This is a genomic window from Streptomyces alboflavus (assembly GCF_000716675.1).
Lineage (GTDB): Bacteria > Actinomycetota > Actinomycetes > Streptomycetales > Streptomycetaceae > Streptomyces > Streptomyces alboflavus.
Window position 1 is genome coordinate 26,032 of record NZ_JNXT01000055.1, and the last position, 22,443, is coordinate 48,474.

The 22,443-nt window shown below is 71.8% G+C and carries 22 protein-coding genes, 1 tRNA gene and 1 pseudogene; 12 read left to right on the top strand and 12 right to left on the bottom strand.

All coding sequences use genetic code 11. The annotated features are described in order from the left end of the window. Positions 1 to 79: 79 nt before the first annotated feature. The 4 genes from OO63_RS31955 to OO63_RS31970 all read left to right on the top strand — a co-directional run bounded on the left by OO63_RS31955 (position 80) and on the right by OO63_RS31970 (position 2,559). Positions 80 to 1,282, top strand: coding sequence for a helix-turn-helix domain-containing protein (locus tag OO63_RS31955; RefSeq protein WP_030359374.1), 1,203 nt, complete (start codon positions 80 to 82; stop codon positions 1,280 to 1,282). 106 nt (positions 1,283 to 1,388) lie between these two features. Beyond that, positions 1,389 to 1,862 (top strand): hypothetical protein, encoded by a 474-nt coding sequence (locus OO63_RS31960; RefSeq protein WP_030359375.1) that lies wholly within the window; start codon positions 1,389 to 1,391, stop codon positions 1,860 to 1,862. After that, positions 1,859 to 2,038, top strand: a complete 180-nt coding sequence (locus OO63_RS31965; RefSeq protein ID WP_030359376.1) for a hypothetical protein — start codon at positions 1,859 to 1,861, stop codon at positions 2,036 to 2,038. The genes OO63_RS31960 and OO63_RS31965 overlap by 4 nt, the downstream gene beginning before the upstream one ends. Next, positions 2,029 to 2,559: a hypothetical protein gene (locus OO63_RS31970; RefSeq protein WP_030359377.1), complete on the top strand. Its 531-nt coding sequence runs from the start codon at positions 2,029 to 2,031 to the stop codon at positions 2,557 to 2,559. Before OO63_RS31965 ends, OO63_RS31970 begins: the two co-directional genes overlap by 10 nt. An 82-nt stretch (positions 2,560 to 2,641) precedes the next feature. Here the strand turns inward: OO63_RS31970 and OO63_RS31975 are convergent. Then, a tRNA-Arg gene (locus OO63_RS31975) sits at positions 2,642 to 2,714 on the bottom strand. A 202-nt stretch (positions 2,715 to 2,916) separates the two neighbouring features. Here OO63_RS31975 and OO63_RS31980 point away from each other — a divergent pair. Beyond that, a pseudogene (locus tag OO63_RS31980) lies at positions 2,917 to 3,288 on the top strand (SpoIIE family protein phosphatase); the annotation flags it as partial. Positions 3,289 to 3,517: 229 nt separating this feature from the next. Here the strand turns inward: OO63_RS31980 and OO63_RS31985 are convergent. Further along, positions 3,518 to 4,318, bottom strand: coding sequence for an SDR family NAD(P)-dependent oxidoreductase (locus tag OO63_RS31985; protein ID WP_051811385.1), 801 nt, complete (start codon positions 4,316 to 4,318; stop codon positions 3,518 to 3,520). Between the two features lie 54 nt (positions 4,319 to 4,372). On the opposite strand from OO63_RS31985, the gene OO63_RS31990 reads away from it, so the two are divergent. After that, complete coding sequence (locus OO63_RS31990; protein WP_397622238.1) at positions 4,373 to 4,726, top strand: ArsR/SmtB family transcription factor; 354 nt, start codon at positions 4,373 to 4,375, stop codon at positions 4,724 to 4,726. Positions 4,727 to 4,897: 171 nt separating this feature from the next. On the opposite strand, the gene OO63_RS31995 is transcribed toward OO63_RS31990, so the two are convergent. From OO63_RS31995 to OO63_RS45675, 3 genes are all read right to left on the bottom strand, one after another. Continuing rightward, positions 4,898 to 6,388, bottom strand: a complete 1,491-nt coding sequence (locus OO63_RS31995) for an FG-GAP-like repeat-containing protein (RefSeq protein ID WP_078619491.1) — start codon at positions 6,386 to 6,388, stop codon at positions 4,898 to 4,900. A 273-nt stretch (positions 6,389 to 6,661) separates the two neighbouring features. Further along, positions 6,662 to 7,024 (bottom strand): hypothetical protein, encoded by a 363-nt coding sequence (locus tag OO63_RS45670; protein ID WP_157854096.1) that lies wholly within the window; start codon positions 7,022 to 7,024, stop codon positions 6,662 to 6,664. A gap of 244 nt (positions 7,025 to 7,268) precedes the next feature. Further along, entirely contained in the window at positions 7,269 to 7,592 is a 324-nt protein-coding gene (locus OO63_RS45675) for an STAS domain-containing protein (protein WP_030359383.1), read from the bottom strand. Between the two features lie 356 nt (positions 7,593 to 7,948). On the opposite strand from OO63_RS45675, the gene OO63_RS32010 reads away from it, so the two are divergent. From OO63_RS32010 to amaB, 3 genes are all read left to right on the top strand, one after another. Beyond that, entirely contained in the window at positions 7,949 to 9,118 is a 1,170-nt protein-coding gene (locus OO63_RS32010) for an NAD(P)/FAD-dependent oxidoreductase (protein WP_030359384.1), read from the top strand. A 60-nt stretch (positions 9,119 to 9,178) separates the two neighbouring features. Then, positions 9,179 to 10,627, top strand: coding sequence for a 2-oxoadipate dioxygenase/decarboxylase (hglS, locus tag OO63_RS32015; protein ID WP_051811379.1), 1,449 nt, complete (start codon positions 9,179 to 9,181; stop codon positions 10,625 to 10,627). A 121-nt stretch (positions 10,628 to 10,748) separates the two neighbouring features. Next, positions 10,749 to 12,299, top strand: coding sequence for an L-piperidine-6-carboxylate dehydrogenase (amaB, locus tag OO63_RS32020; protein ID WP_030359386.1), 1,551 nt, complete (start codon positions 10,749 to 10,751; stop codon positions 12,297 to 12,299). Positions 12,300 to 12,357: 58 nt separating this feature from the next. Here the strand turns inward: amaB and OO63_RS32025 are convergent, their stop codons facing one another. Continuing rightward, on the bottom strand, positions 12,358 to 12,885 hold the full coding sequence (locus OO63_RS32025; protein WP_030359387.1) for a GNAT family N-acetyltransferase: 528 nt from the start codon (positions 12,883 to 12,885) through the stop codon (positions 12,358 to 12,360). A gap of 696 nt (positions 12,886 to 13,581) precedes the next feature. On the opposite strand from OO63_RS32025, the gene rho reads away from it, so the two are divergent. Next, a complete protein-coding gene (rho, locus tag OO63_RS32030; RefSeq protein WP_106983390.1) occupies positions 13,582 to 14,724 on the top strand; it encodes a transcription termination factor Rho in 1,143 nt (380 codons plus the stop codon). A gap of 22 nt (positions 14,725 to 14,746) precedes the next feature. Here the strand turns inward: rho and OO63_RS32035 are convergent, their stop codons facing one another. From OO63_RS32035 to OO63_RS32055, 5 genes are all read right to left on the bottom strand, one after another. Then, positions 14,747 to 15,247 carry a hypothetical protein gene (locus OO63_RS32035; RefSeq protein ID WP_030359389.1) on the bottom strand — a complete coding sequence of 167 codons (501 nt, stop codon included), beginning with the start codon at positions 15,245 to 15,247 and terminating at the stop codon, positions 14,747 to 14,749. A gap of 9 nt (positions 15,248 to 15,256) precedes the next feature. Further along, positions 15,257 to 15,739: a hypothetical protein gene (locus OO63_RS32040; RefSeq protein WP_030359390.1), complete on the bottom strand. Its 483-nt coding sequence runs from the start codon at positions 15,737 to 15,739 to the stop codon at positions 15,257 to 15,259. Between the two features lie 69 nt (positions 15,740 to 15,808). Next, a complete protein-coding gene (locus OO63_RS32045; RefSeq protein WP_234311226.1) occupies positions 15,809 to 17,122 on the bottom strand; it encodes a hypothetical protein in 1,314 nt (437 codons plus the stop codon). A gap of 46 nt (positions 17,123 to 17,168) precedes the next feature. After that, positions 17,169 to 17,639, bottom strand: a complete 471-nt coding sequence (locus OO63_RS32050) for a hypothetical protein (RefSeq protein ID WP_234311227.1) — start codon at positions 17,637 to 17,639, stop codon at positions 17,169 to 17,171. A gap of 127 nt (positions 17,640 to 17,766) precedes the next feature. Further along, positions 17,767 to 19,098 (bottom strand): M6 family metalloprotease domain-containing protein, encoded by a 1,332-nt coding sequence (locus tag OO63_RS32055; RefSeq protein ID WP_106983391.1) that lies wholly within the window; start codon positions 19,096 to 19,098, stop codon positions 17,767 to 17,769. Positions 19,099 to 19,423: 325 nt separating this feature from the next. Between OO63_RS32055 and OO63_RS32060 the strand changes: the two genes are divergently transcribed. Together OO63_RS32060 and OO63_RS32065 are read left to right on the top strand one after the other, a co-directional pair. Next, positions 19,424 to 20,140 carry a TetR/AcrR family transcriptional regulator gene (locus OO63_RS32060; RefSeq protein ID WP_033264665.1) on the top strand — a complete coding sequence of 239 codons (717 nt, stop codon included), beginning with the start codon at positions 19,424 to 19,426 and terminating at the stop codon, positions 20,138 to 20,140. Between the two features lie 98 nt (positions 20,141 to 20,238). Then, the gene (locus OO63_RS32065) at positions 20,239 to 21,768 is read left to right on the top strand and encodes an MFS transporter (RefSeq protein ID WP_030359395.1); all 1,530 of its coding nucleotides are present in this window, start codon (positions 20,239 to 20,241) and stop codon (positions 21,766 to 21,768) included. A 48-nt stretch (positions 21,769 to 21,816) separates the two neighbouring features. Here the strand turns inward: OO63_RS32065 and OO63_RS32070 are convergent, their stop codons facing one another. Next, the gene (locus OO63_RS32070) at positions 21,817 to 22,344 is read right to left on the bottom strand and encodes a MarR family winged helix-turn-helix transcriptional regulator (protein WP_030359396.1); all 528 of its coding nucleotides are present in this window, start codon (positions 22,342 to 22,344) and stop codon (positions 21,817 to 21,819) included. Positions 22,345 to 22,443: the final 99 nt, after the last annotated feature.

Sequence of the window (22,443 nt, forward strand, 5' to 3'; positions counted from 1 at the left end):
GTCCCCTCTCCCGGTGGATTCCCGTGTCCCCACGTAGCGGGCACCCTACGCTCAGGAGCAGTGAGCGAGGAGTGGGCAGATGGCTGCAGCAGATCTTCCCATCGGGGATCGGATCAGGCACTACCGCGGAGGGCGTCGGCAGGACGCGGTTGCTGGGCTGGTGGGCATCTCGCCGGACTATCTGTCCCAGATTGAGCGCGGCCTCAAGGTTCCGTCACTGCCGGTCCTGTACGCCCTCGCGCAGGAGCTAGGCGTGCCCACCGCAGCCCTGCTCTCTGCCCAGCCCTCGCCCGAGGAGGAGACGGCCGGGAGCCCTGACGCTGCCGTGGGGCGCGCGCTCCTCGGCTCCGGGCCGGCGCGCAACGCTGCGCCTGTGACGGCAGGCGTGCTGAGGGATCGGGTGGAGGCCGCGTGGCACAGCTGGCAGACCAGCGGGGACCGGTTCAGCACGGCCGCCGCGGCGCTGCCCGAGCTGGTCGCTGACGTGGAGCACGCGGTTCGCGCGGCGCGTGCCGGCTCCGATGCCATCGACCGCCGCGCTGTCTTGCGCACCGCCGCCGATCTGTACTGCCTGCTCCGCTCGTACCTGCGTCGCACGGGGCGGGTCGACCTTGCGACCCTCGCGGCGGATCGAGCGATGCGGGCGGCAGAGGACGCTGACGATCCGCTGCGCATCGCCACAGCGCAGTGGAACTTGGGCCACGTTCTCCTCGCTGCCAACCAGCCTGCCGAGGCGGAGGAACTGGCGCTTCGCGCGGCGGAGCGCGTCGCGTCCGCCCGGATTCCGGAGATGGAGCGCACGGCGATGGACGGCGCGCTCCAGTTGGTGGCCGTGCTCGGGGCAGCTCGGCGACGACGCTGGGCCGAGGCACGCGAGCGGCTGGTCCGGCGTGCCGCGCCTGCGGCGTGCGCGGTCCCGGACGGCAGCAACATCGGCTGGACGGTCTTCGGACCGACGAACGTCGCGTTGCACGCCCTGTCCATCGAGATGGAAGCGGGCGAGACAGGCGAGGCGCTTCATACAGCGGACGCCATCGACACCGGCCCGCTGGTTTCGCTGGAGCGTAAGTTCACCTTCGGACTGGAAGTGGCGGCCTGCCATAGCCGGCGTCGAGACGACGCCGCCGCGCTCCTCGCTCTGCTCGGCTTGGAAGCCATCGCCCCGGAAGACTTGGCCCGGACCCCGCTAGCGCGGCAACTGGTGCTGACGGTGAAGCGTCGGGCCCGGGCCTTGCACGCACGGCAGGCTGAGCAACTTGCTGTGCGAATGGGCCTCGTGTAGCTGGCGAGCCTGTGGTTCGCCCGAGCTCTCAGTTCGGGTGAGTTCGGCAGAACCTACCTACGGTCACAGGTGCGAGTCACATCACCATGACTGGGAGGGTTCTCCGATGACCACGCTGAAGGACCGGGGCCGGCAGATCGCCGCATGGTTCGCTGGCGCCCACCCCGTCCCGCGCCAAGCCGAGACCGAGTGGGCAAGACACGGGGTCGCGATGCTCCCGCTCGGCGAGCGCTTCGACGCCATCCGCGTCCCGGCGAGCCGCATTCACGCCGCCCTGGGTAGCGACGACCCCGACACTGTGGATGCTGCACTGCTCGACTGGCTGCACGGCCCCGTCGTCCGCGACGTCCGGACCGGCAGTGGCCTGTACTACGTCCTCATCGCGCCCGACGCCGCGTGGGAGGGGACGGAGGACCGCCTCCGCCGGGACGTCTATCTGGCCCTCCCGCGGCTCGGCCAAAGGATCTCGCCGGTCACGTACTGGGTTGTGCAGCCGGAGCGCGCCGGGCAGTTGTGCGACCCTGCGCGCCTGGTCGCACTCCTCTCAACCGCCGAGGCTTTGAAGGCGACCGAGTCATGACCGTCACCGACGGCGCGACATCGCGCGCCGACGAGCTGTACCGGATCCACCTCCGCCACCTCGACGCCTGCCCGGTGTGCCGCAAAGGCGCCGAGTGCGGCCAGAGCGCCCGCCTGCGCCGTGCCGTGCGCGCGGCACGGCTCGCCGCCGACAAGGGGCGGCCGCGGTGGACGTGACCGACGCGGCCGAGGCCGTCCGAGCCTTCCTCGTGCCCGCCGCGAGCGCCCTCACGATCGAGCAGCGCGTGGGGAACGCGTGCATCTGGTGCCCGACGGTGATCCTGCCCGGCCAGGGCGTGAGCCTCGGCGACGCCGACGGCTGCTACCCGCACGCCTGCCCGCCGTGCCACGAGCTCCAGGGCGCGGCGCTGGCCGCGTACCTCGACTGGGATCACCACGTGACGGACTGCACGCTCTGTCGGACAGGCCCGTGCGAAACGACCCTGACCATGAAGCACGAGGCCATGCGGGCACGGGAGCGAGCGGGGTGGGGAGCGGCCTACTGCGGGCGCTGCCAGCGCGCGTTCGGGCCGGGCGAGACGTTCATGCCGCACGTGTGGCTCGGGACATCGCGCGTAGTGCTCTCCCTCGTCCACACCGGCCCATGTGCGGTTACGGACCCGGGCGAGACTGGCGCCCAGCCCTTCCGGACACCGGGCTGGCGGATCCAGCGGACGAGCCTCTCCCGGGGTGTCTGAGCGTGTAGCCGGAGTGCACACAAACGAAGGCCCAGGTCCGGAGACTTGCTCCGTGACCTGGGCCTTGGCCGTTCTGACGCTGTGCCCCCGGCAGGATTCGAACCTGCGACACCCGCTTTAGGAGAGCGGTGCTCTATCCCCTGAGCTACGAAGGCGGGGCCTTGCGCAACGTGGCTGAATACTCTGCGTGAGGGTTCAGCTTGTCCCTGCAAGGTCTGGGACCGCCACGGATGGCGGTCCCAGACAGGGTAGCGGATCAGGACGGGGCCGTGATGGGCGGCCGCTGCGTGGTCGGCGGGATCGGTAAGGGGGCGGTGCGCTCCAGGAACTTGATCAAGCCCTGGGTGCGCGGCCTTTCGATGTGGCGGTACCGCCCCGATGGTCGTACGCCGCGACGGCAGCGTGCACTTCCCGGACCCGCCCGCCTCCGCACCGCCCCTGAGCCTCGGCGGGCACAGCGGCGACGGCCCGCAGCCGTACGGCGTCGAGCACACCCCCGGCGAGCAGGTACTCCTGTACACCGACGGCATCACCGAAGCCCGCGACGGCGACGGCTCTTTCTGCCCGCTCGGTGAGCGGGCGGGTCTGCTCAAGGCCGTCGGCGCCCGGAACGCCCTCGACCTGCTGAGTGAGGACGTGGCGGGGCATGTCTGCGGACCTCAGCACGACGGCATGGCGCTGTTGCCGCTGCGCTGTCACGCACATGCCGACGTGACCGAGAATCCCTGAGACGCACCCTGGCTCACCCTGCCCGGCGGACGCTCGGACGGTCGCTGCCCCCGTGATCCCGCCCATGGTGATCCGGCCCGTGGTGGGGCGGCCCCGTCCGCAGGCGTCTCCGCGCGCATCGCCGGCTCCGTCCGCCGTCCCCGGCCCCGCCCGCCGTCCCCCGCCTCGTCCGCGAAACGCGGCCACGATCCGCTCGCCCGCCACCGCGCTCGCCGCGGTGACGGGGGCGTCAGGTCAGTTCCAGGCCGCCGTCGATGGTGAGGATCTGCCCGGTGAGCCAGGTGGTGGCGGGATCGGCCAGGCGCAGGATCCAGGTGGCGACCTCGTCGGGTTCGCCGCGGCGACCGAGCGGGATGCGGGCGGCTTCCTCCCGCTTGATCATTTCGACGGTCGCCTCGGAGAGTCCGGCGGCGGTCAGGGCCTGGGTTTCGGTCGGGCCGGGGGCCAGGGCGTTCACGCGGATGCCGTCGGGTGCGAGCTCCATCGCCCAACTGCGGGTGAGCTGTTCGAGGGCGGCCTTGGAGGCGGCGTAGTGGGCGCCGCCCGGCAGCGGCCGGTGACCGTAGGTGCTGGAGACGTTGACGATCGAGCCGTGGCTGCGGCGCAGGTGCGGCAGCGCCGCGTGTGCCAGCAGGCTGGGCGCGACGACGTTGAGGTCGAACAGAGCGGCGATGCCCACGGCGGTGGTGTCGGCCAGCGGCATGACCCGGGTGGCTCCGGCGTTGTTGACCAGGACGTCCAGTTGTCCCCAGCGGTCGATCGCCGCGTCGATCACGTCCTGTGGCGTTCCTGGAGCGCTCAGGTCGGCCCGGTGGGCGGCGATCGAGGGGTGTCCGGCGGCCGTCTCCTCCAGGGCGTCGCCGCGGCGGCCGACGCCCAGCACCCGGGCGCCCGCGCGGGCGAAGGCGCGCGCGGCGGCCCGGCCGATGCCGGATCCGGCGCCGGTGACGATGACGACGCGTTCGGCGAGGTCGACGCGTTCGGCGAGGTCGACGGGGTCGATGCGTTCGGCGGGGGACCCGGCGTTCATGATCACCTCAATGTTCGATGTTCGTGAAACATCGAATAACGTAGCATGGTCGCCATGAAGCAGGCGCGGCACCCGGCTCCGGACGAGATCAACCTCATCGACGTGATGGGCGCGCTCAACGACCCCCTCAGGGTCGGCCTGGTGCGGGTGCTCGCCGACGGCCGCGAACACGGATGGGGCGAACTGCGGGCGCCGGTGGCCAAGTCCACCCTCAGCCATCACCTGCGCGTGCTCCGCGACGCGGGCGTCACCCGCACCCGACAGGAAGGCACCCGCTGCTTCGTCGAACTACGCCGCGGCGACCTCGACGCCCGCTTCCCCGGGCTGCTTGACGCCGTCCTCGGCGCCGCCCACCGCGACGGCCTGGGTACCCACGTCGGCCTCGCCGACGACGCGCCGACAACCTGACGGCACCGGAGCCCGTCTGGCCGTCGGCGGACACCAGCCTGGAGCGGTGTCGCACGCGGGCCGCAACGGGCTGCCGGATCTCTCCGGTCGCGGCTCACGGAGCGGGCACCCCGTGAGCCACGCCCCGTGAGGCACACCCCGTGAGCCGCGCCCCGTGAGCCGCGCCGCAGGTCAGTCGGCGAAGCGGAAGCCGAACTGCGGGCTGCCCGTGGCGGAGATGCCGGCCGTGGAGGTGTAGACGCCGGAGGCGCCCTTGAGGGAGCCGTCGGCGCGGGAGATCAGCGGGTACACCGCGCCGTTGCCGCCGTTCTCACCGGAGGCACCGAGGACGATGTCGCCGCGGCCGTCGCCGTTCAGGTCGTCGATGTGCACGTCCGAGCCGAGGAAGTCGCCCTTCTCGTCGGAGTTCGGCACGCCAGCGGTGTTCTGGGTGAGGAACCTCGCGCCCTTGCCGCTGATGCCGGAGCCGTTCGCCGCGCCGTACAGGACGGTCGCCGCGCCGGTGTCCGTCACGCCGTTGACGGTCTCGCCGGGCGCGCCGACCACGAGGTCCAGGTGGCCGTCGCCGTTGACGTCGCCGAGGTCGATCTCGGTGCCGAAGGAGTCGCCCTTCTCGCCTGCGCCGGGCACGCCGGAGGTGTCCTGGGTGAACTTCTGCCGGTCGCCGCTGTCCGGCCCGTTCACGCTGCCGTGCACCACGTGGACGGCGCCGCCGCGCGCGGAGCCTGTGATGTGATCGTCCCAGTAGTTGCCGATGACGACGTCGTCGTAGCCGTCCTTGTCGGTGTCACCCAGGTCCGTGATGACGCCCGGCAGCAGCTTCTCGGCGGTGCCTGCCTTGAGGCCCGAAGGAGAGCCGGGCAGCCAGAAGTTGGCGTTGTAGCCGTTCGGTGTGTCCTTCTCGTAGCCGTTGACGATCAGGTCGTCGACGCCGTCGCCGTTGGCGTCGCCGGAGTGCAGGTTGCGCACGCCGTCGCCGCTGCCGCCGTGGATGGGGGGCTTGACCGTGTAGCGGCTGGTGCCGCCCTGGGAGAGGCCGCCGCGGTAGACGTCGATGGTCGCAGCCGAGTACGTGCCCAGCGCGAGGTCGTCCCTGCCGTCGCCGTTGAAGTCACCGGCCTCAAGGGCACCGCCGAAGCCGTCGTGCTTCGTGGGGCGCGGGTCCTGCACGGTGGTGCCGCCCTTGAGGCCGCTCGCCGACCCCCACAGGATCTGCGCGGTGCCGCCGTCCTTGTCGCCGCCGACGTCCTCGCCCGGCGCGCCGACGGCCAGGTCGTCGTAGCCGTCGCGGTCGAAGTCCCCGTACGCGGTCTCGCCGCCGAAGAAGTCACCGGCCTCGGCGGTTCCGGGCACCCCCGGGCTGTTCTGGGAGTACGTCGTGGTGCGGCCGGCGCCGGTCGCCTTCCCGTAGATCACGGAGACGGTGCCCGCGTGCTTCTTGCCGTTCACGGAGGCGGTGGGCGCGGACGCGGCCACGTCGGCGTAGCCGTCACCGTTGAAGTCGGCGTCCGCGGCCGGAAGGTCCGCCTTCGGCGCCGCCGTCGCCGCGGGGGCGGCGACCATGAGCAGCCCGCCGGTCAGCGCGGCTGCCACGCCGATGGCGGCGGCGAGGTGGGGGCGGCCGCGTCTGTGCGGGGTGGTGCTGTGCTCCTGATGGGGCATGGGTCGGTGTCTCCTGCGGTGTCTCGATGAGTTCGCCGGACGTTGGCCTTGGGTTCGGATACCTGTTGGTCCGGATCTCGGTGCAGGGGAGACCAGTGGCAGAGAGTGGCGGTTGTGGAAGGCGGGGAGGGTGTTGTGGAGTTGTTACCGGCGTGGCGGCCCGCATCCCCGGCACCTGGTGGGGCGATGGTTGCCGCTGAGCACCGCTGAGGCGATCACTACGACGGTGATCTCCCCGGCGGGCATCCGCGTGCGGGTTTCCGGGCGATGAAATCAGGTGAGGTCGCACTCGACCGAGTCGTCGACCCGCACGGCTTCGATGGTGCCGAACGGGATGTCGACGGCCGACTCGGGCTGGATGCACTGGGCGCCACCCTTGCTGTCGCCGATCCAGACCGTCTCATGACGCGTGTTCACGACCCGGAGCGGAGCGGGCAGCGGGATCGGCAGGTACTGCCAGCCGGACACGTGGTAGTACTCGTCGACCATTTCTCCGCCGTGGATGAAGCAGACCGAAGGATACGAGCAGGTGGGTTCGGCCTCGGAGGCCGCCGCCTGTGCCGTCGTCCCGCTGAGCACCGCGGTTGTGGCCGCGATGCCGACAACGATGCCTTGGAAAGTAGTACGTGCCTTCATGAGTTCTCCCCCTCGGGCTGCGAACAAGCCATCCATGGAACAGTCACACTATCCTCACGAGTTTCACATCCGGTCAAGGTCACCCTGTCTCCAACATCAGGGCGTCGACGGAGAGTTGCGCATCCCTCGAGAGGTGACCGCGCATGATGTGGCTCTGACCGAGCCCGTCCAGTCGCCCGCTCTGCCCCGCCCGGGCGCGCCGGACGGGGCATCTCCCTGCCGCAGCCGGGGTCGAGGCCCGGTGCTACCGAGTGAAGGGCAAGAGGTCGCGCAGTCCGGATCGGTCGAGGGCTTCGTGGACGGACTTGCTCGCGGAGGTGAGAGCGAGGCTGCCGCCGGCGTGGCCGGCGGCGTGGCGCATCCCCAGCAGCGTGAAGAGGCTGCCGTTGTCGCAGTACGTGATCTCGTTCAGGTCGAGCAGCAGATGCCGGTGGCCTGCCTTCAGCTCGCGCACGACGGCATCACTGAGTTGGCCGACGTTCATGACGTCCAGTTCCCCGAAGAGCGTGAGCGTGAGAAACGCGGGGCTGCCGCCAGAGGAGGTCTCATAGATCGCCAACCGGTCCATCGCTCCACTTTTGCACACGGCAACGGTAGGAAGGGTCCTGGATCCCGCAGGACGAGCGTGAACGGGTGTTTGCCCCGCAGGTTGCCCCACAGCACGTCGAGGCAACGCCCGCCGCACGTGACATCGAGCGAGCGAGGGGACCAGGCGGACGGTGTTTCGAGGGGCCCTGCTGACGTGGCGGGGCATCCTGCTGCACGATGGGGAGAGATCGTTCCAGCGCCTGATCACCGGTCATCAGCAGTCCGCGTCGCACCTGTGTCGAACCTGTGTTGAGTGGGAGGGATCGCACCTTGACCTCTGCGTCGGCCGCACCATCCGGTACCCCTGACCCGTCCGGCCAGCCCGACCCGTCCGACCTGCCCGACACCCCCTCCCTCGTCATCGTCGGCGGCGGCGTCATGGGCGTCTCCATCGCCTTCCACCTCGCCGAGGCCGGGGTCGGGGACATCGTCGTCGTCGAGCGCGGCACGCTCGGGTGCGGCAGTTCGGGCAAGCCGATCGGCGGGGTGCGGGCGCAGTTCTCCGACCCGGTCAACATCGAGCTGGGGCTGCGGAGCCTCAGGGCGTACGGCGACTTCGGGCGCAGGCCCGGCGGCGACATCCGCCTGGAGCGGGCCGGGTATCTGTTCCTGCTCAGTGACGAAGCGGATCTCGCCGCGTTCGAGGAGAGCGTCGCCACGCAGAACGCCCTGGGCGTGCCCAGCCGCGTCATCAGCCCGGAACGCGCACGCGCGCTGTGTCCGTACGTACGCACCGAGGGCCTCGTCGGCGCCGTCCACTCGCCGGACGACGGCCACGCCCGCCCCGGCCTCGTCATCCAGGGCTACGCCCGCGCCGCCGCCCGCGCCGGGGTCCGGTTCCGCACCGGCACCACGGTCACCGGCGTGGACCTCGACGACGCCGGCGGGCGCGTCACCGCCGTCCGCACCGACCGCGGCGTCATCCCCTGCTCCACCCTGGTGTGCGCCGCCGGAGCCTGGTCCGCCGGGGTCGGCGAGGCGGCCGGGGTGCGGCTGCCGGTGCGGCCCCTGCGACGGCAGATCGCCCTCACCCGGCCGCTCGACCCACCCGCCCCGCGCATCCCCTTCACCATCGACTTCTCCTCGACCGCCTACTTCCACAACAGCGACGACGGCCTGCTCGTCGGGCTCGCCGACCCCGCCCAGGAGGAGGGGTTCGACACCACCTGGACCCCGGACTGGCTCGAGCTGTTCCGGGACGTGGCGCGGCGGCGCGCCCCCGCCCTCGCCGACCTGGAGATCGCCGGGGGGTGGGCCGGCCTCTACGAGGTCACGCCCGACCGGAACGCCCTCATCGGACGGGACGCGCGCGTCTCCAACTTCCTTTACGCCACCGGGTTTTCGGGGCACGGGTTCCTTCAGGCCCCCGCTGCGGGAGAGGTTGTACGGGATCTTTTCCTCGGGCGGCGGCCGGTCGTCGACGTCACCCCGCTCGGCGCGGACCGCTTCCGCGACGGCGACGGCGGCGCGGCCACCGGCGGCCGCCCCGAGGCCCACGTCGTGTGACGAGCGGGAATCGCAGGAACGGCAGGAACTGCGGCAACTGACCGACAGGGAGGCAACGTGATGGAGCATCAGGCAGCGCGCGAGGTGTCCGGCACCGTCCCGCAAGGGGCCGCCTGGCTCACCCCATGGCAGCTCCGCGCCGCCTTCGCCGCCCGCCTCTCCACCATGTACGGGCGCGAGGTCCCCGCGTACACCACCCTCGTCGACGTCTCGCGCGAGGTGAACGAGGACGTGCTGCGCGAGCGCGGCGCGGACGCCGAGCGGCTCGGGGCGATCGGGCGGGTCACCGCCGAGCGGCACGGGGCCATCCGGGTCGGGACGCCCGCCGAGCTGGCGCAGGTCGGCCGGGTCTTCGGAGCCCTCGGGATGCGGCCCGTCGGGTTCTACGACCTGCGCGAGGCCGCCGCCAGCGCCGTGCCCGTCGTGTCCACCGCCTTCCGCCCGGTCGACGGCGTCGAGCTGGCCCGCAACCCCTTCCGCGTCTTCACCTCGCTGCTCACCCCGGCCGACCCCCGCTTCTTCGACGCCGACCTGCGGGCCAGGCTCGAACGGTTCCTGGGGGAGCGGGAGTTGTTCCCCGCCGAGCTGCTCGCCCTCGCCGACCGGGCCGAGGCGGAGCAGGGACTGCCGGGCGGCGACGCCGAGCGGTTCCTGCAACTCGCCGTCAGGGCCTTCGAGTTGTCGCCCGAGCCGGTCGACCGGGCGTGGTACGAGACGCTGGAGCGGGTCTCCGCCGTCGCCGCGGACATCGGGGGCGTACGCAGCACCCACATCAACCATCTGACCCCGCGCGTCCTCGACATCGACGAGCTGTACCGGCGCATGACAGAGCGCGGCGTCCGGATGATCGACGCCATCCAGGGGCCGCCGAAGTGGGACGGGCCCGACGTGCTGCTCCGCCAGACCTCCTTCCGCGCCCTGGACGAGCCGCGCGCCATGCGGCAGCCGGACGGAAGCGTGGTCCCGGGGGCGCTGCGGGTGCGGTTCGGGGAGGTCGAGGCGCGGGGGATCGCGCTCAGCAGGCGGGGGCGTGCGCGCTACGACGAGCTGCTCGCGCGGCTCGACGCGGAGGGGCCCGCCGACACCCGCGCCGACCGCGCCCGCGCCCTCTGGCCCGACCACTTCCCCCGCACCGAGCACGCCCTCGCCGCGTGCGGCCTCGCCCACTTCACGTACCACGTCGTCGCCGACAGGCCCCGCGACGGCCGCACCCCGCCGCAGGACCTGCCCGGGCTGCTCCGCGAGGGCTGGGTGCGCGCCGACCCGATCGTGTACGAGGACTTCCTGCCCCGGTCCGCCGCCGGGATCTTCCAGTCCAACCTGGACGGCTCCGGCACCCGCAAGGACGGCGAGGCGGGCGCCGCGTACGACAGCGACTGGCTGTCCGGCGCCGTCGGCCGGGACGTACTCGATCCGTTCGCCCTGTACGAGGGGCAGCAGGAACGGTCCCTCGGGCGGGTCGCCCAGGAGCTGCGGCTCGACCGGGTGGAGGTGCCGCCGCCCGCCTGAGCCCGGCCCCGAGCCCGAGCCGAGCCCGGCCCGACCGCACCTGAGCCCGGCCCCCGCCTCGCCCAGCCCGTCCGTCCAGCCTCACGGCCCCCGGCCCGCACCCCTCGACTCAAGGAGCCCCATGCCCCGCACCCTCCCCACCACCGACGACCTCCGTACCAGGGCCCGCGCCGCCCTCGACCGCGTCGGCGTCACGCTCGACGAAGCCGTGGGCGGCGGCGGATCCGAGCGCGAGGTCTGTCACGCGCGCACGCCGATCACCGGTGAGCGCCTGTTCCCCGTGCCCGCCGCGAGCGCGGCCGGCGTCGAGGAGGCCGTCGCCGACGCGCACCGCGCCTTCCTCGTGTGGCGGTCCACCCCGGCCCCGATCCGGGGCGAACTGGTGCGCCGCCTCGGCGAGTTGCTGCGCACGCACAAGAGCGACCTCGCCGACCTCGTCACCGTCGAGGCGGGCAAGATCCGCTCCGAGGCGCTCGGCGAGGTCCAGGAGATGATCGACATCTGCGACTTCGCGGTGGGTCTGTCCCGGCAGCTGTACGGGCGGACCATCGCCTCCGAGCGGCCCGGGCACCGGCTCGCCGAGACCTGGCACCCGCTGGGCGTCGTCGGGGTCGTCTCCGCGTTCAACTTCCCCTGTGCCGTCTGGTCCTGGAACACCGCCGTGGCCCTGGCCTGCGGCGACACCGTCGTCTGGAAGCCGTCCGAGCTGACCCCGCTGATCTCGCTGGCCTGCGCGCGGCTGCTCGACCGGGCGGCCGAGGACGTCGGCGCGCCCGACGGCGTGCACCGGCTCGTCATCGGCGACCGGGCCGTCGGCGAACAGCTCGTCGACGACTCCCGGGTCGCGCTCGTCAGCGCCACCGGGTCCACGCGGATGGGACGCGAGGTGGGACCGCGCGTCGCCGCCCGCTTCGGCCGGACGCTGCTCGAACTCGGCGGCAACAACGCCGCCGTCGTCGCGCCCTCCGCCGACCTGGACCTCGCCGTGCAGGGCATCGTGTTCGCGGCGGCGGGCACGGCCGGGCAGCGGTGCACCACGCTGCGCCGCCTCATCGTGCACCGCGACATCGCCGACACCCTCGTGGCCCGGCTCACCGCCGCCTACGCCAAGCTGCCCGTCGGCGACCCCTTCGACGACGCGACCCTCGTCGGGCCGCTGATCTCCACCGCCGCGCTCGACCGCATGCAGGAGTCCGTGGCCCGCGCCCAGGCCGAAGGCGGCAAGGTGCTCGCGGGCGGCGGCCGCCGGTTCGCGGACATCGCGCCCGACGCCGCGTACGTCGAGCCGGTGATCGTCCGCGTCGGCGCGCAGACCGGCGTCGTCCGCGAGGAGACCTTCGCGCCGATCCTGTACGTCATGACGTACGAGACCCTGGAGGAGGCCATCGCCCTGCACAACGACGTGCCGCAGGGCCTGTCCTCCAGCATCTTCACCCGCGACCAGGCCGAGGCCGAGCTGTTCCTGTCCGCCGAGGGGTCCGACTGCGGCATCGCCAACGTCAACATCGGCACCAGCGGGGCCGAGATCGGCGGGGCGTTCGGCGGCGAGAAGGAGACCGGCGGCGGGCGGGAGTCCGGGTCGGACGCGTGGCGGGCGTACATGCGGTCCGCGACGAACACCGTCAACTACTCGGGGCGGCTGGCGCTGGCGCAGAACGTCAGCTTCCTCTAGCGGGCCGCTTCTGCTGAACGAGGTGCGCTGAAGAGAGCGTTCGTTCCAGCGAACGTCCTCACGCGGTGTACCGTCGCCCGGACACGGCCCCGGTCCGGGCGACGCCCGTGAGGTCCCGGGTGTACGTGATCCCGGGGCGGCCGTCGAGCTCGATCTCGCCCGCCGGGACGAAGCCGCAGCGGGCGAGGACCGCCTCGGAGCCGGGATTGTCGTGGGTCGTCGAGGCGCGCAGGGACGTCAGGCCGTACTCGGTGGCCGCGAGGGCGCACACCTTCTCCACGGCGGACGTGGCGAGGCCCTGCCGGGCGGCCTTCTCGGCGATGCGGTAGCCGAGTTCGGCCGATCCTTCCGCCACGTCCACGAGGTTGACCCGCCCGAAGATCTCGCCGTCGCCGCCCACGAGGACGTGGAAGTGACAGTCCCCGGCCTCCTGCTCGGCCAGGAGCGCCGCGTGCCGTGCGTCGAACTCGGCGAAGTAGGCGTCGCCGCGGTCCGGTACCGACGCGGCGAAGTACGCGCGGTTCTCCCGTTCGAAGGCGAGCAGGGCCGGGGCGTGGTCGGGGCGCAGGCGCTGGAGTTCGGGCATGGGAGAACGGTACGGCGGGGCGGGTCCCGAACGGCAGGGCGATCGGCCTGAGTTGTCGACTCTCTTGCGGTGATGGGGGGTTCTGGGGGCCTTTGTCCCTCGTGGGCCCGGCAGCCAGGGCCGCACGCGGCGTTCTGGTTCCGCGTGCGACCCTCCCGCCGCCCGTGCCCACCCCCGCCCGGCTGCCCGTGGGGGGCGCAGTCGGGCGGGGCGGTCAGTTGTGGGACGGGCTGTCCGTGCGCCGGCCGACGCGCTCAGGGGCATCGGCCGACGCGGTTCGGGGGTGGTGCCCCTTACGAGTACTGAACGTACTGGATCACGTACGTAGCGTCACCGGGCGTGCGGAGGCTCAAGATCCTCGGCGGATTGCGCCGTTGGCGCCGTCGGTGTGCTACGGTGCGGACAGCACGTGTGTACGCCCGCTCTGGGCGCCGGTGCTTCTTTCCCCGTTTCGGGTGCAGCCGTTCTCTCGGGCGCTGAACTTCTCCGCCCCAGTCTCCACGCACAACCTCACCACCCCAGCACCACCTGCTCCACCCCCTCGGCTCCACCCCGTACCGGGTCTCGTCCCCTTCACGGCTCGCTCGTGGTCCGCGTTCCGTCGGCCACGCTCCCGCCGATCGCCCGTCGTACCAGGCGTGAACTCTCCGCCGCGCGGGCCCCTTCATTCGCATGTCCGCGAAAGGACCCACACTCATGACCAGCCAGATCCTCCACAGCGGTGTCCTGGACATCGCACCCACCCGTACGAACCGCGCGCCCAACGGACATCTGCGCGCCGCCGGTTGCCTCCCCGGCCCGGACGACGTGCTCGTCCCGGCCGCCCTCGTCCGCCGACTCGGCCTGCGCACCGGCGACTTCGTCGAGGGCACCTGCGGTGAGAAGCCACGCGTGCTCACCGACGTCGCCCGCGTGAACGGCCGCGCGCCCCAAGCGCCCGGCTCCCGAACCGAGTTCGCCGACCTCACCCCGCTGCACCCGCGCGAGCGGCTGCGCCTGGAACGGCCGGGCAACGCCCCCGGCGCCTTCGCGACCCGCGTCATCGACCTCGTCGCGCCCGTCGGCAAGGGGCAGCGCGGCCTGATCGTCGCGCCGCCGCGCACCGGCAAGACCGTCCTGCTCAAGCAGCTCGCCGCCGCCGTCGCCGAGAACCACCCCGAGTGCCACCTCATGGTCGTCCTCCTGGACGAACGGCCCGAGGAGGTCACCGACATGCGGCGCTCCGTACGCGGCGAAGTCCTCGCCTCCACCTTCGACCGGCCGCCGAAGGCACACATCGCCCTCGCCGAACTCGCCGTCGAACGCGCCAAGCGGCTCGTCGAGGAGGGCCGCGACGTCGTGATGCTCTTCGACTCCCTGACCCGCCTGTGCCGCGCCTACAACAACTCCGCCGCGTCCGGCGGCCGCACCCTCAGCGGCGGCGTCGACGCGGGCTCCGTCCAGGGCCCCAAGCGCCTCTTCGGCGCCGCCCGCCTGGCCGAGGAGGGCGGCTCCCTGACCATCCTCGCCACCGCCCTGGTCGACACCGGCTCCCGCGCCGACGACTACTACTTCGAAGAGCTCAAGTCCACGGGCAACATGGAACTGCGCCTGGACCGCACCCTCGCCGACCGCCGCGTCTTCCCGGCCATCGACGTCACCCCGTCCGGCACCCGCCGCGAGGAACTCCTCGTACCGCCCACGGAGTTGACCGCCCTGCGCGGCCTCCGTCGCGCCCTCCACACCCGCGAGACCAGCGGCGGCCTGGAAGCCCTCCTCGAACACATCCGACGCACGCCCAGCAACGCGGTGTTCCTGCGCCAGGTGCGGGAGACGGTGCCGGGGGCTGTGGCGGCGTGAGCGTTGCGGCGCGCGGGCGCGATCAGAGTTTCGACACGCAGGCCCTCCAGGACCAGCCCGCGCCGAGCACCGCGTCCCGCAGCGGGTTCTTCAGGTCCGCGGTATCGGTCCTGTCCAGTCTCTCGAACCGAGGCCTTCCTCCCGGTCCGCGTTCGAGCGCCCAGGCGGGGGACACGAACCGGTACTGGCCGCGGCCCCAGGTGTAGATGTCGCCGGACTCGTTGCCCAACTGCCACTGGTAGTCCAGGGATCGGACCTGACACTCGTCCGGCATCAGACGCATCCGCGTCTGCAGGACCGACTCCTCCCTGACCCGGTAGAAGTACTTGCGCCAGGCGGGGTCCGTGCAGTGCCAGTCCGCCACCAGGTCGGCGCCCTCGTCCGGACCTCCGTCGCGCACGGTCCAGGGGGCGTCGGGCCCGTTGAGGTCGAGCAGCGCCTCGATGACCTCCTCCGGCGTGGAGGGTGATGCGATGCCGTCGGGCGGGTGGGTGACGCGTGCGAAGCGGCTGAAGATACCCATGGGAGCAACCTACTTGGGCCGCACCGTGGCCACGATGTCCCGGAAGTCCTCCAGGACGTCGTCGTGCTGGGCCGTGGTGGCGGTCAGGATCAGCCGGACCACCATGCGGCGGTCCGGGGCGTGGATGTCAAGGAGGGACAGGTACACCTGGGACTGCGTGAGTTCGCGGCGCACGCCGTTCACGACGGTGGTGAGGGCCAGGGTCTGCGTGAGGCCGGGGGCCTCGGCGGAGCCGATCTCATGGCGGCTTGTGACGTCCAGCGACTCGGTGACCGTGCTCAGGTCCGCCACTGACTCGTCACCGATCTCGGCCAGAGTCGCCGTGTCCGGCCGGTATGCGCTGTCGACGGTCACGTTGGCGGTGAAACCCCCGTCCGGATGCGCGTGGACCGCGACGAAGGAGGCGTCCGGGACGCCCACCAGCTCCGGGGGCGCCGCCTGCCAGCTCTCCGGGAGCCGTAGTTCAAGGAGGGCGGGTATGGGGCTGGACATGGAGTTCTCGCTTCCGTGAGCGGGGGCGTGGGGCTGCCGTTGGTGCGGGTACGCCGCATCGGACCGGGATCAGGGCCGCAGGCTGCGCAGCCCGTCCGTGACCCCACCCGCTATGTCCCTGACCTTCTCGGCACCGTCCCCGAGCACTCCGGCCGCATCCTTGGCGGTGTCCACCACCTTGCCCGGCTCCACCGTGATCTCGAGGCCGACGGCGCCGGGCCCGAGACCGGCCTTGGCGCCGATTTTGTACTTTCCGTCCTCGTCCCTGAAGAGCAGCTTGCCCTCCACGCCGGCCCCCTTCCAGCCCTCGGCCGTGGCGCCCAGGCCGATGCCGCCGAGGTCGCCGCCTCCGGCAACCCCGCCTTTCGCCCCGGCGAACAGCTTTCCCCCGATCGCGAACCCGTCCAAGCCGGCCTTCGCTTCGCCCGAGGCCTCGGCCCCCGCGAACCCGGTCCCCCGGCCGTAGACACCGAAGTTCCCCGCTTCCGCCCGCCCCTCGACCATGCCCCGGGCCCCCGCAGACGCTTCGCCGTTGAGGTTGACTCCGGCGTTGGAGATGTCGAGGCCCCCCGTGACCCTGGCCCCGCCATACACGTCGGCGATGCCGGAGAACGTCCGGTGCCCGTCGGTGATCTTCCCGTCCGCGGTCAGATGGAACCCGTCGGCCGCCAGCTTGACCATGCCTTGTCTGCCGTAACCCGGCCCGGAGACGGCGTAGTCGATGCCGGGTCCGGTGAGGACGACACTCCCGTCGGCCCGCCACGATGTGCCGTCCGACGAGGCATCGCCCGAGGGGGCGACGCAGGGCTTGTCCAGGTTCCCGTCGGCGTAGGGGTTGAAGCCGATGGAGCCGCCGCGCTTCGCGGGGTCGCCGCCCGCCGCGCGCGTCAGGGCCCGGCGCACACTCTGGTCGGCGTCGTCCACGGCCCGTACCGTGTCGGCGATCCGCTCGGTCCACTCCTGCGCCGCACCGCGAGCCTTGGCCATCACGGCCGCGTAGTCGGGATCGTTGTCGGTGCTGCCGCCCGCGGAGTGCTTGTCGAGGCCGACGTACGTGGCCCTGCCCGAGCTGTCGACCTTGAAGTCCTTCGCCTCGGCGTCGGCGACCAGGTCCCGCAGGGACTTCTGCATCCCGGTCAGCTTGGTGTGCGCCTGCTTCAGCAGGCTGGCGAGGGCCAGTGCCTCCTGTCTGGCAGCCGCGTACTCGAACCCCGTTGCCGTCGCGCTCTTCTGGTGGGCGCGGAAGGCCTCACCCTCCCACTTGCCGTTGGCCAGCGCCCGCGGCACCAACTTCTCGTAGTCGTCCTTGAGTTCGCCGAATCGGTCACCCATCTTCCGCCAGGCGTCGGACACGTCCGACAGTGGCGACAGATCGGCGGTCATCACGTCTTGATATGTCAGTGCCACGGTCCCGCTCCCCCTCCGGACGTCACATGCCGTCGAACGCGCTGGCCGGTCGCCGCAGCACACCTATGCCTGCGACTTGGGTACCGATGCCGACGTCAGGGGAGTGCAGGGCGTTCTTCGCGCCGCGCAGCCCGTTCATCTCCTCGTGCAGACGTGTGAGCAGTGCCGAGGTCTGGCCCTGCCACACCGCCATGGCGTCGGAGAGCCCCTTGTGCGTGGCCCAGCTCGACAGGTCGCCGCTCAGGCCCGTGTCGGGCTTCCCCATGCCTCCCTGCGGGGAGCCCGGACCGGCCAACGGCGCGTGCACCTGGCCGCCGCCCTCGGCCATCTGTCCGGCGGCCTTCGTGTCCGGCAGCAGCCGGTTCTCCATGAACCGGGCGGCGCGCTCCTTGTCCGTCGCCGAACTCGCCAGTGACGTCTCCCCGGCACCGCCCCACGCCGGATCCGTCTGGGCCAGTTGCATGCGCCGGCCCGCGTCTTCCTCTGAGCCCATGGCTCCCCCGTTTGCTGTTCCCACCCTCGCCTGGTCGTGGCTGAGGGAGAGGTGCGTACGCCTGTGGTCAGCGTAGCGTCAATTCCCCTGTGCAAACTAGTGGGTTGGGGGAGACAGGCGCCGTGATTCAGTCGGAGGTACGCGTGATGTGCACCCGGTAATTCCCCTCCAGATCCGCCCCCGCGACGGTGACCCGCACCCCCGCCTCCCGGTCCCGGAACGTTTCGCCGGGGGTGTAGGGGGCGTCCGAGAGTTCGGCGTGGACGTTGGGGCTGCGGGTGCAGCCGCCGCTGTCGCGGGTGGCGTCGGAGACCGTGATGGGGCCGCGGCCGGTGTCGACGTCGGCGTCGACGCGGTAGATGAGGACGCCGGGGCGGCAGACGGCCTCGTCGTTGCCCGCCTGGGTGCGGACCTCGACGGCGTAGCCGGTCTTCTTGGTGAGGGGGATGAAGGCGAGCTTCGTGCCGCCGTTCCCGGCCAGCGGGCTGAGCAGGTGTTCCGTGGTGCCGGGGGAGGCGGCGCAGTGCACCTGGGTGTCGTCGAGCCAGCCCAGCTTCCACTTGTGCCAGGCGAGCAGGTCGTTCCCGGCGCCCCAGTCCTCGCTCATGATGTCCCAGTGGCCGACCGCGCCCCCGCCGTCCTGCGTGTACAGGTCGGGCAGGCCGAAGACGTGGCCGTTCTCGTGCGGGAGCACGCGGTAGCCGGTCTGGTCGTAGCTGCCGGAGCCGTCGTCCTGGCGGCTGTAGACGAAGGACGCGTTGGAGACCGGCACGCCGTCGGCGACGGGCGCCTCATGGTTGCCCGCGAACGTCACCGACAGGACCGTGTCGAGCGCGGAGGGGCCCGCGTTCGGGGTGACGAGGACGTTCACCAGGTCGTACTCCGAGAAGTCCACGTCGGCGTCGGCCGCGGCCACGATGTCGTCGACCAGCTCCCGGTAGCCGGGGTCGAAGGGGGCGCCGCGCTCTATCCCGTACTTCTTGAAGGGCTTCGGCATCCGCAGCCAGTCCTGGACGGGCGCCTCCGCGCGGTAGTCCACGCGGCCGTAGGAGCTGGTGCGGAACCAGTCCGTGGTCTGCGGGAAGAACTCCCCGAGCCGGTCGAGCGCGGAGCCCTCGCCGGGGGCGTCGGAGAAGTCGATCATCAGGTTCAGGGCCCGCACCGTGCCGGTGGAGCGGGCGTAGCCGGGGCCCGTGGGGATGCCCTCGGGCATCTGCACCCCGAGGTCCCCGCTGATCATGCACGGGCCGAGGGCGGTCGGCCGCGCCTGCGCCGTGGACCCCGCGGCCGACGGCGTCTCGGCCATCAGCCGTCCGGTGCTCGCCGACGCGGTCACCGCCAGGGCGAGGGCCGTGAGCCCGGCGAGGGCCGCCGTGCGCGGCGGGACCCGACGGGCCGCCCGGGCCGCCCGATCGCGCGGGCGGGGGCGGGCTATCGGCTTCGGGGTCGGCTGCTGCATGCGTGAGCCCTCCACTCCGCGGCAGCCGCCGGTCCTGGCTGCACCCTGTTCGCTCACCCTGTGCCGGGGTGTGCGCGGGCGCTCGCTGAGCGCGACCGATCGTGGGTTTCCGCCGGTGGGAGGGGGTGGCATGAGATGTGACTCAGGTCACATCAGGGTCGGGAAATAAGCGGGGATCGTTTCCCCGTTTAGACCGGTGTCCGTGCGAAACGGGGATCCACTCCCCGGATCGCGCACCTCAGTTCTCCCACCGGGAAAATCGTTGGACCCGCCGTCGCGAGCCCTGCGAGCCTGAGGCCTTTGACCGCTTAGGGGAGTGTTCGCCGTGGAAACCGCCACCGCCGCGCAGCGCCGTGTATCCCGTCCGCGGGCCGACGCCCTGCGCAACCGGGAGCGGATCGTCACCGCCGCCCGCGAGATGTTCGTCGAGCAGGGCCCCGACGTGCCCCTGGACGAGATCGCGCGCCGCGCCGGAGTCGGCAACGCCACGGTCTACCGCCACTTCCCCGACCGCGGCGAACTCGTGCACCACGTCGTCCTGTGGGTCACCGACCGCATCACGGCCCAGGCCGACGAGGCGACCGCGGCCGCCGAGGCCGACCCCGGGGCCGCCTTCGAGGCGCTGCGGGCCTTCGTCCACGCCGCGGTGGACGAGCGCATCGGCGCCCTCTGCCCGATCCTCCACGAGGACATCGACCCCGACCATCCCGATCTGCACGCCGCCCGTGTCCGGCTCGAAGACGCCGTCGAAGGGCTGATGGCGCGAGGTCGCGCCGTCGGGCAGCTGCGTACCGACATCGCCGTCGGGGATCTGATGGTCGCCCTCTCCCAACTGACCAGGCCGCTGCCCGGCGCCGGCTGCCTGGTGGACTTCGACCAGTTCGTCCACCGCCATCTCCAGCTGTTCCTGGACGGCCTGATGGCACCGGCCCGCTCCGAACTCCCGGGGCACGCCGCGACGTTGGAGGAGCTGCGCCGCGACCACGACCAGCGGCGGCAGCGGCAGCCGCGCATCAGCGAGGAGGGTCTGGGTCAAAAGTAGGACCCGGCCTCAGGACCAGAGGCCCATGTGCTCGCACGCCCATCGGGTGTCTCTTATCTCCCGTAATCACCTCTTTGTCTTCCTAGGTGGACCCACCCATGTCTCAATCACCCGTCACCTCACCCGCTCCCGACCCCATGCGCTGGAAGGCGCTCGCCTTCATCGCGATCGCGCAGCTCATGGTGGTGCTCGACGCGACCATCGTGAACATCGCGCTGCCGTCCGCCCAGGAGGATCTCGGCATATCCGAGGGCAACAAGCAGTGGGTGATCACGGCCTACGCCCTCGCCTTCGGCGGTCTGCTCCTGTTCGGCGGCCGCATCTCCGACCTGTGGGGCCGTAAGCGCACCTTCGTGACCGGCCTCATCGGCTTCGCCGCGGCCTCCGCCCTCGGCGGCGCCGCGACCGGCGAGGCCATGATGCTCGGCGCCCGCGCGCTGCAGGGTCTGTTCGGCGCGCTGCTCGCGCCCGCCGCCCTGTCGCTGATCGCGGTGATGTTCACCGAGGCCAAGGAGCGCGCCAAGGCGTTCGGCATCTACGGTGCGATCGCCGGTGGCGGTGGCGCCGTCGGCCTGATCCTCGGCGGCTTCCTCACCGAGTACCTGAACTGGCGCTGGACGTTCTTCGTGAACATCCCGTTCGCGATCATCGCCGCCGTCGGCGCGTACTTCGTGGTCCGTGAGCCCGCCGAGGGCCGCAACCGCTCGCCGCTCGACATCCCCGGCGTGGTCCTGTCCACCCTCGGTCTGGTCGCGCTCGTCTACGGCTTCACGCGCGCCGAGTCCGACGGCTGGACCGACGCCGTGACCATGACCATGTTCGTCGCCTCCGTCGTTCTGCTCGCCGCGTTCGCCGTCACCGAGTCCAAGGTCAAGTCGCCGCTGCTCCCGCTGCGCGTCCTGACCGAGCGCAACCGAGGTGGCGTCTACCTCTCCCTCGGCCTCGCGATCATCGCGATGTTCGGCCTGTTCCTGTTCCTCACGTACTACCTGCAGATCGTCAAGGGCTTCTCGCCGGTCAAGACGGGCTTCGCGTTCCTGCCGATGATCATCGGCATGATCGTGGGCTCGACGCAGATCGGAACCCGCCTGATGACCCGCGTCGCGCCGCGCCTGCTGATGGGTCCCGGCTTCCTGCTCGCCGCCGTCGGCATGCTGCTCCTGACGCAGCTGGAGGTCGACACCTCGTACGCCGGTCTGATCCTGCCCGCGCAGCTGATGCTGGGCCTCGGCATGGGTACGGCGTTCATGCCCGCCATGTCGCTGGCCACGCACGGCGTCGAGCCGCGTGACGCCGGTGTCGCCTCCGCGATGGTCAACACCTCGCAGCAGGTCGGCGGCGCCATCGGCACGGCCCTGCTCAACACCATCGCGGCCTCCGCGACCACCGCGTACCTCACCGACCACGCGGCCTCCGCCACCACCCCGGCGGCGCAGAAGCTGCTCGCCGCCCAGTCCATGGTGGAGGGCTACACCACCGCCATCTGGTGGGCGGTCGGCATCCTCGTGGTGGCGTCGGCGATCGCCTTCGTCCTGGTCAACACCGGTGCCGACGACGGCTCCGCGACGGCCTCCAGCGATGGTGAGGGCGTCGAGGACGCGGTGAAGATCCCGGTCGTGGCGCACTGACGCCACGTACCACCGCATGACACGGCGGGCCGGACCTGCCCGGCGCTCCTAGCGGAGCCAGGGCAGGTCCGCCCCCACGTCCTTGGGCTGAAGTCCCTCGGCGACGATCCTCATGATCTCGCCGAGGGACTTCTGCTGTTGGGGGCTCAGCCGGTCGAAGAGGGCCTGGCGCACCGCGTGCACATGCCCCGGAGCGGTCTGGCGCAGCACCTCGAAGCCCTCGTCCGTGAGGATCGCGAACTGCCCGCGCTTGTCCGTCGCGCAGTCCTCGCGCCGCACCCAGCCGCTCTTCTCCAGGCGCGCGATCGCGTGCGAGAGCCGGGACCGGGTGATCTTCGAGCTCTTCGCCAGCTCGGTCATGCGCAGGCGGCGCCGGGGTGCGGCGGACAGCTGCACCAGCAGGCCGTAGTAGACGTGCGGCATGCCCGCGTCGCGCTGGAGCTGCCGGTCGAGGAAGTCCTCCAGGAGCGTGGAGGCGTGTATGTACGCCAGCCAGGTGCGCTGTTCCTCGTCATCGAGCCAGCGCGGTCCTGTGGTGTCCGCGGCGTTCGCGGTCGCGGTGGATGGCGTGTCCATGTATCCCACTGTACGAGGCCTTTCTGTGTCCCCCGGAGCGGTGCCCGTATGTCCCCCGGAGCGTGCCTCCTCGTGTGCCTCGTGTGCCCGGAGCGGGGC

Excerpts from the sequence above, each read along its gene's own strand:
- OO63_RS32065 (WP_030359395.1), top strand. The coding sequence starts at position 20,239 with ATGTCTCAATCACCCGTCACCTCACCCGCTCCCGACCCCATGCGCTGG.
- OO63_RS45675 (WP_030359383.1), bottom strand. The coding sequence starts at position 7,592 with ATGGACCGGTTGGCGATCTATGAGACCTCCTCTGGCGGCAGCCCCGCG.
- OO63_RS32035 (WP_030359389.1), bottom strand. The coding sequence starts at position 15,247 with ATGGGTATCTTCAGCCGCTTCGCACGCGTCACCCACCCGCCCGACGGC.
- OO63_RS31955 (WP_030359374.1), top strand. The coding sequence starts at position 80 with ATGGCTGCAGCAGATCTTCCCATCGGGGATCGGATCAGGCACTACCGC.
- OO63_RS31960 (WP_030359375.1), top strand. The coding sequence starts at position 1,389 with ATGACCACGCTGAAGGACCGGGGCCGGCAGATCGCCGCATGGTTCGCT.
- OO63_RS32045 (WP_234311226.1), bottom strand. The coding sequence starts at position 17,122 with ATGACCGCCGATCTGTCGCCACTGTCGGACGTGTCCGACGCCTGGCGG.
- OO63_RS31990 (WP_397622238.1), top strand. The coding sequence starts at position 4,373 with ATGAAGCAGGCGCGGCACCCGGCTCCGGACGAGATCAACCTCATCGAC.
- rho (WP_106983390.1), top strand. The coding sequence starts at position 13,582 with ATGACCAGCCAGATCCTCCACAGCGGTGTCCTGGACATCGCACCCACC.
- OO63_RS32050 (WP_234311227.1), bottom strand. The coding sequence starts at position 17,639 with ATGGGCTCAGAGGAAGACGCGGGCCGGCGCATGCAACTGGCCCAGACG.
- OO63_RS45670 (WP_157854096.1), bottom strand. The coding sequence starts at position 7,024 with ATGAAGGCACGTACTACTTTCCAAGGCATCGTTGTCGGCATCGCGGCC.
- OO63_RS32040 (WP_030359390.1), bottom strand. The coding sequence starts at position 15,739 with ATGTCCAGCCCCATACCCGCCCTCCTTGAACTACGGCTCCCGGAGAGC.
- OO63_RS32025 (WP_030359387.1), bottom strand. The coding sequence starts at position 12,885 with ATGCCCGAACTCCAGCGCCTGCGCCCCGACCACGCCCCGGCCCTGCTC.
- OO63_RS31995 (WP_078619491.1), bottom strand. The coding sequence starts at position 6,388 with ATGCCCCATCAGGAGCACAGCACCACCCCGCACAGACGCGGCCGCCCC.
- OO63_RS32070 (WP_030359396.1), bottom strand. The coding sequence starts at position 22,344 with ATGGACACGCCATCCACCGCGACCGCGAACGCCGCGGACACCACAGGA.
- hglS (WP_051811379.1), top strand. The coding sequence starts at position 9,179 with ATGGAGCATCAGGCAGCGCGCGAGGTGTCCGGCACCGTCCCGCAAGGG.
- OO63_RS31985 (WP_051811385.1), bottom strand. The coding sequence starts at position 4,318 with ATGAACGCCGGGTCCCCCGCCGAACGCATCGACCCCGTCGACCTCGCC.
- amaB (WP_030359386.1), top strand. The coding sequence starts at position 10,749 with ATGCCCCGCACCCTCCCCACCACCGACGACCTCCGTACCAGGGCCCGC.
- OO63_RS31965 (WP_030359376.1), top strand. The coding sequence starts at position 1,859 with ATGACCGTCACCGACGGCGCGACATCGCGCGCCGACGAGCTGTACCGG.
- OO63_RS32055 (WP_106983391.1), bottom strand. The coding sequence starts at position 19,098 with ATGCAGCAGCCGACCCCGAAGCCGATAGCCCGCCCCCGCCCGCGCGAT.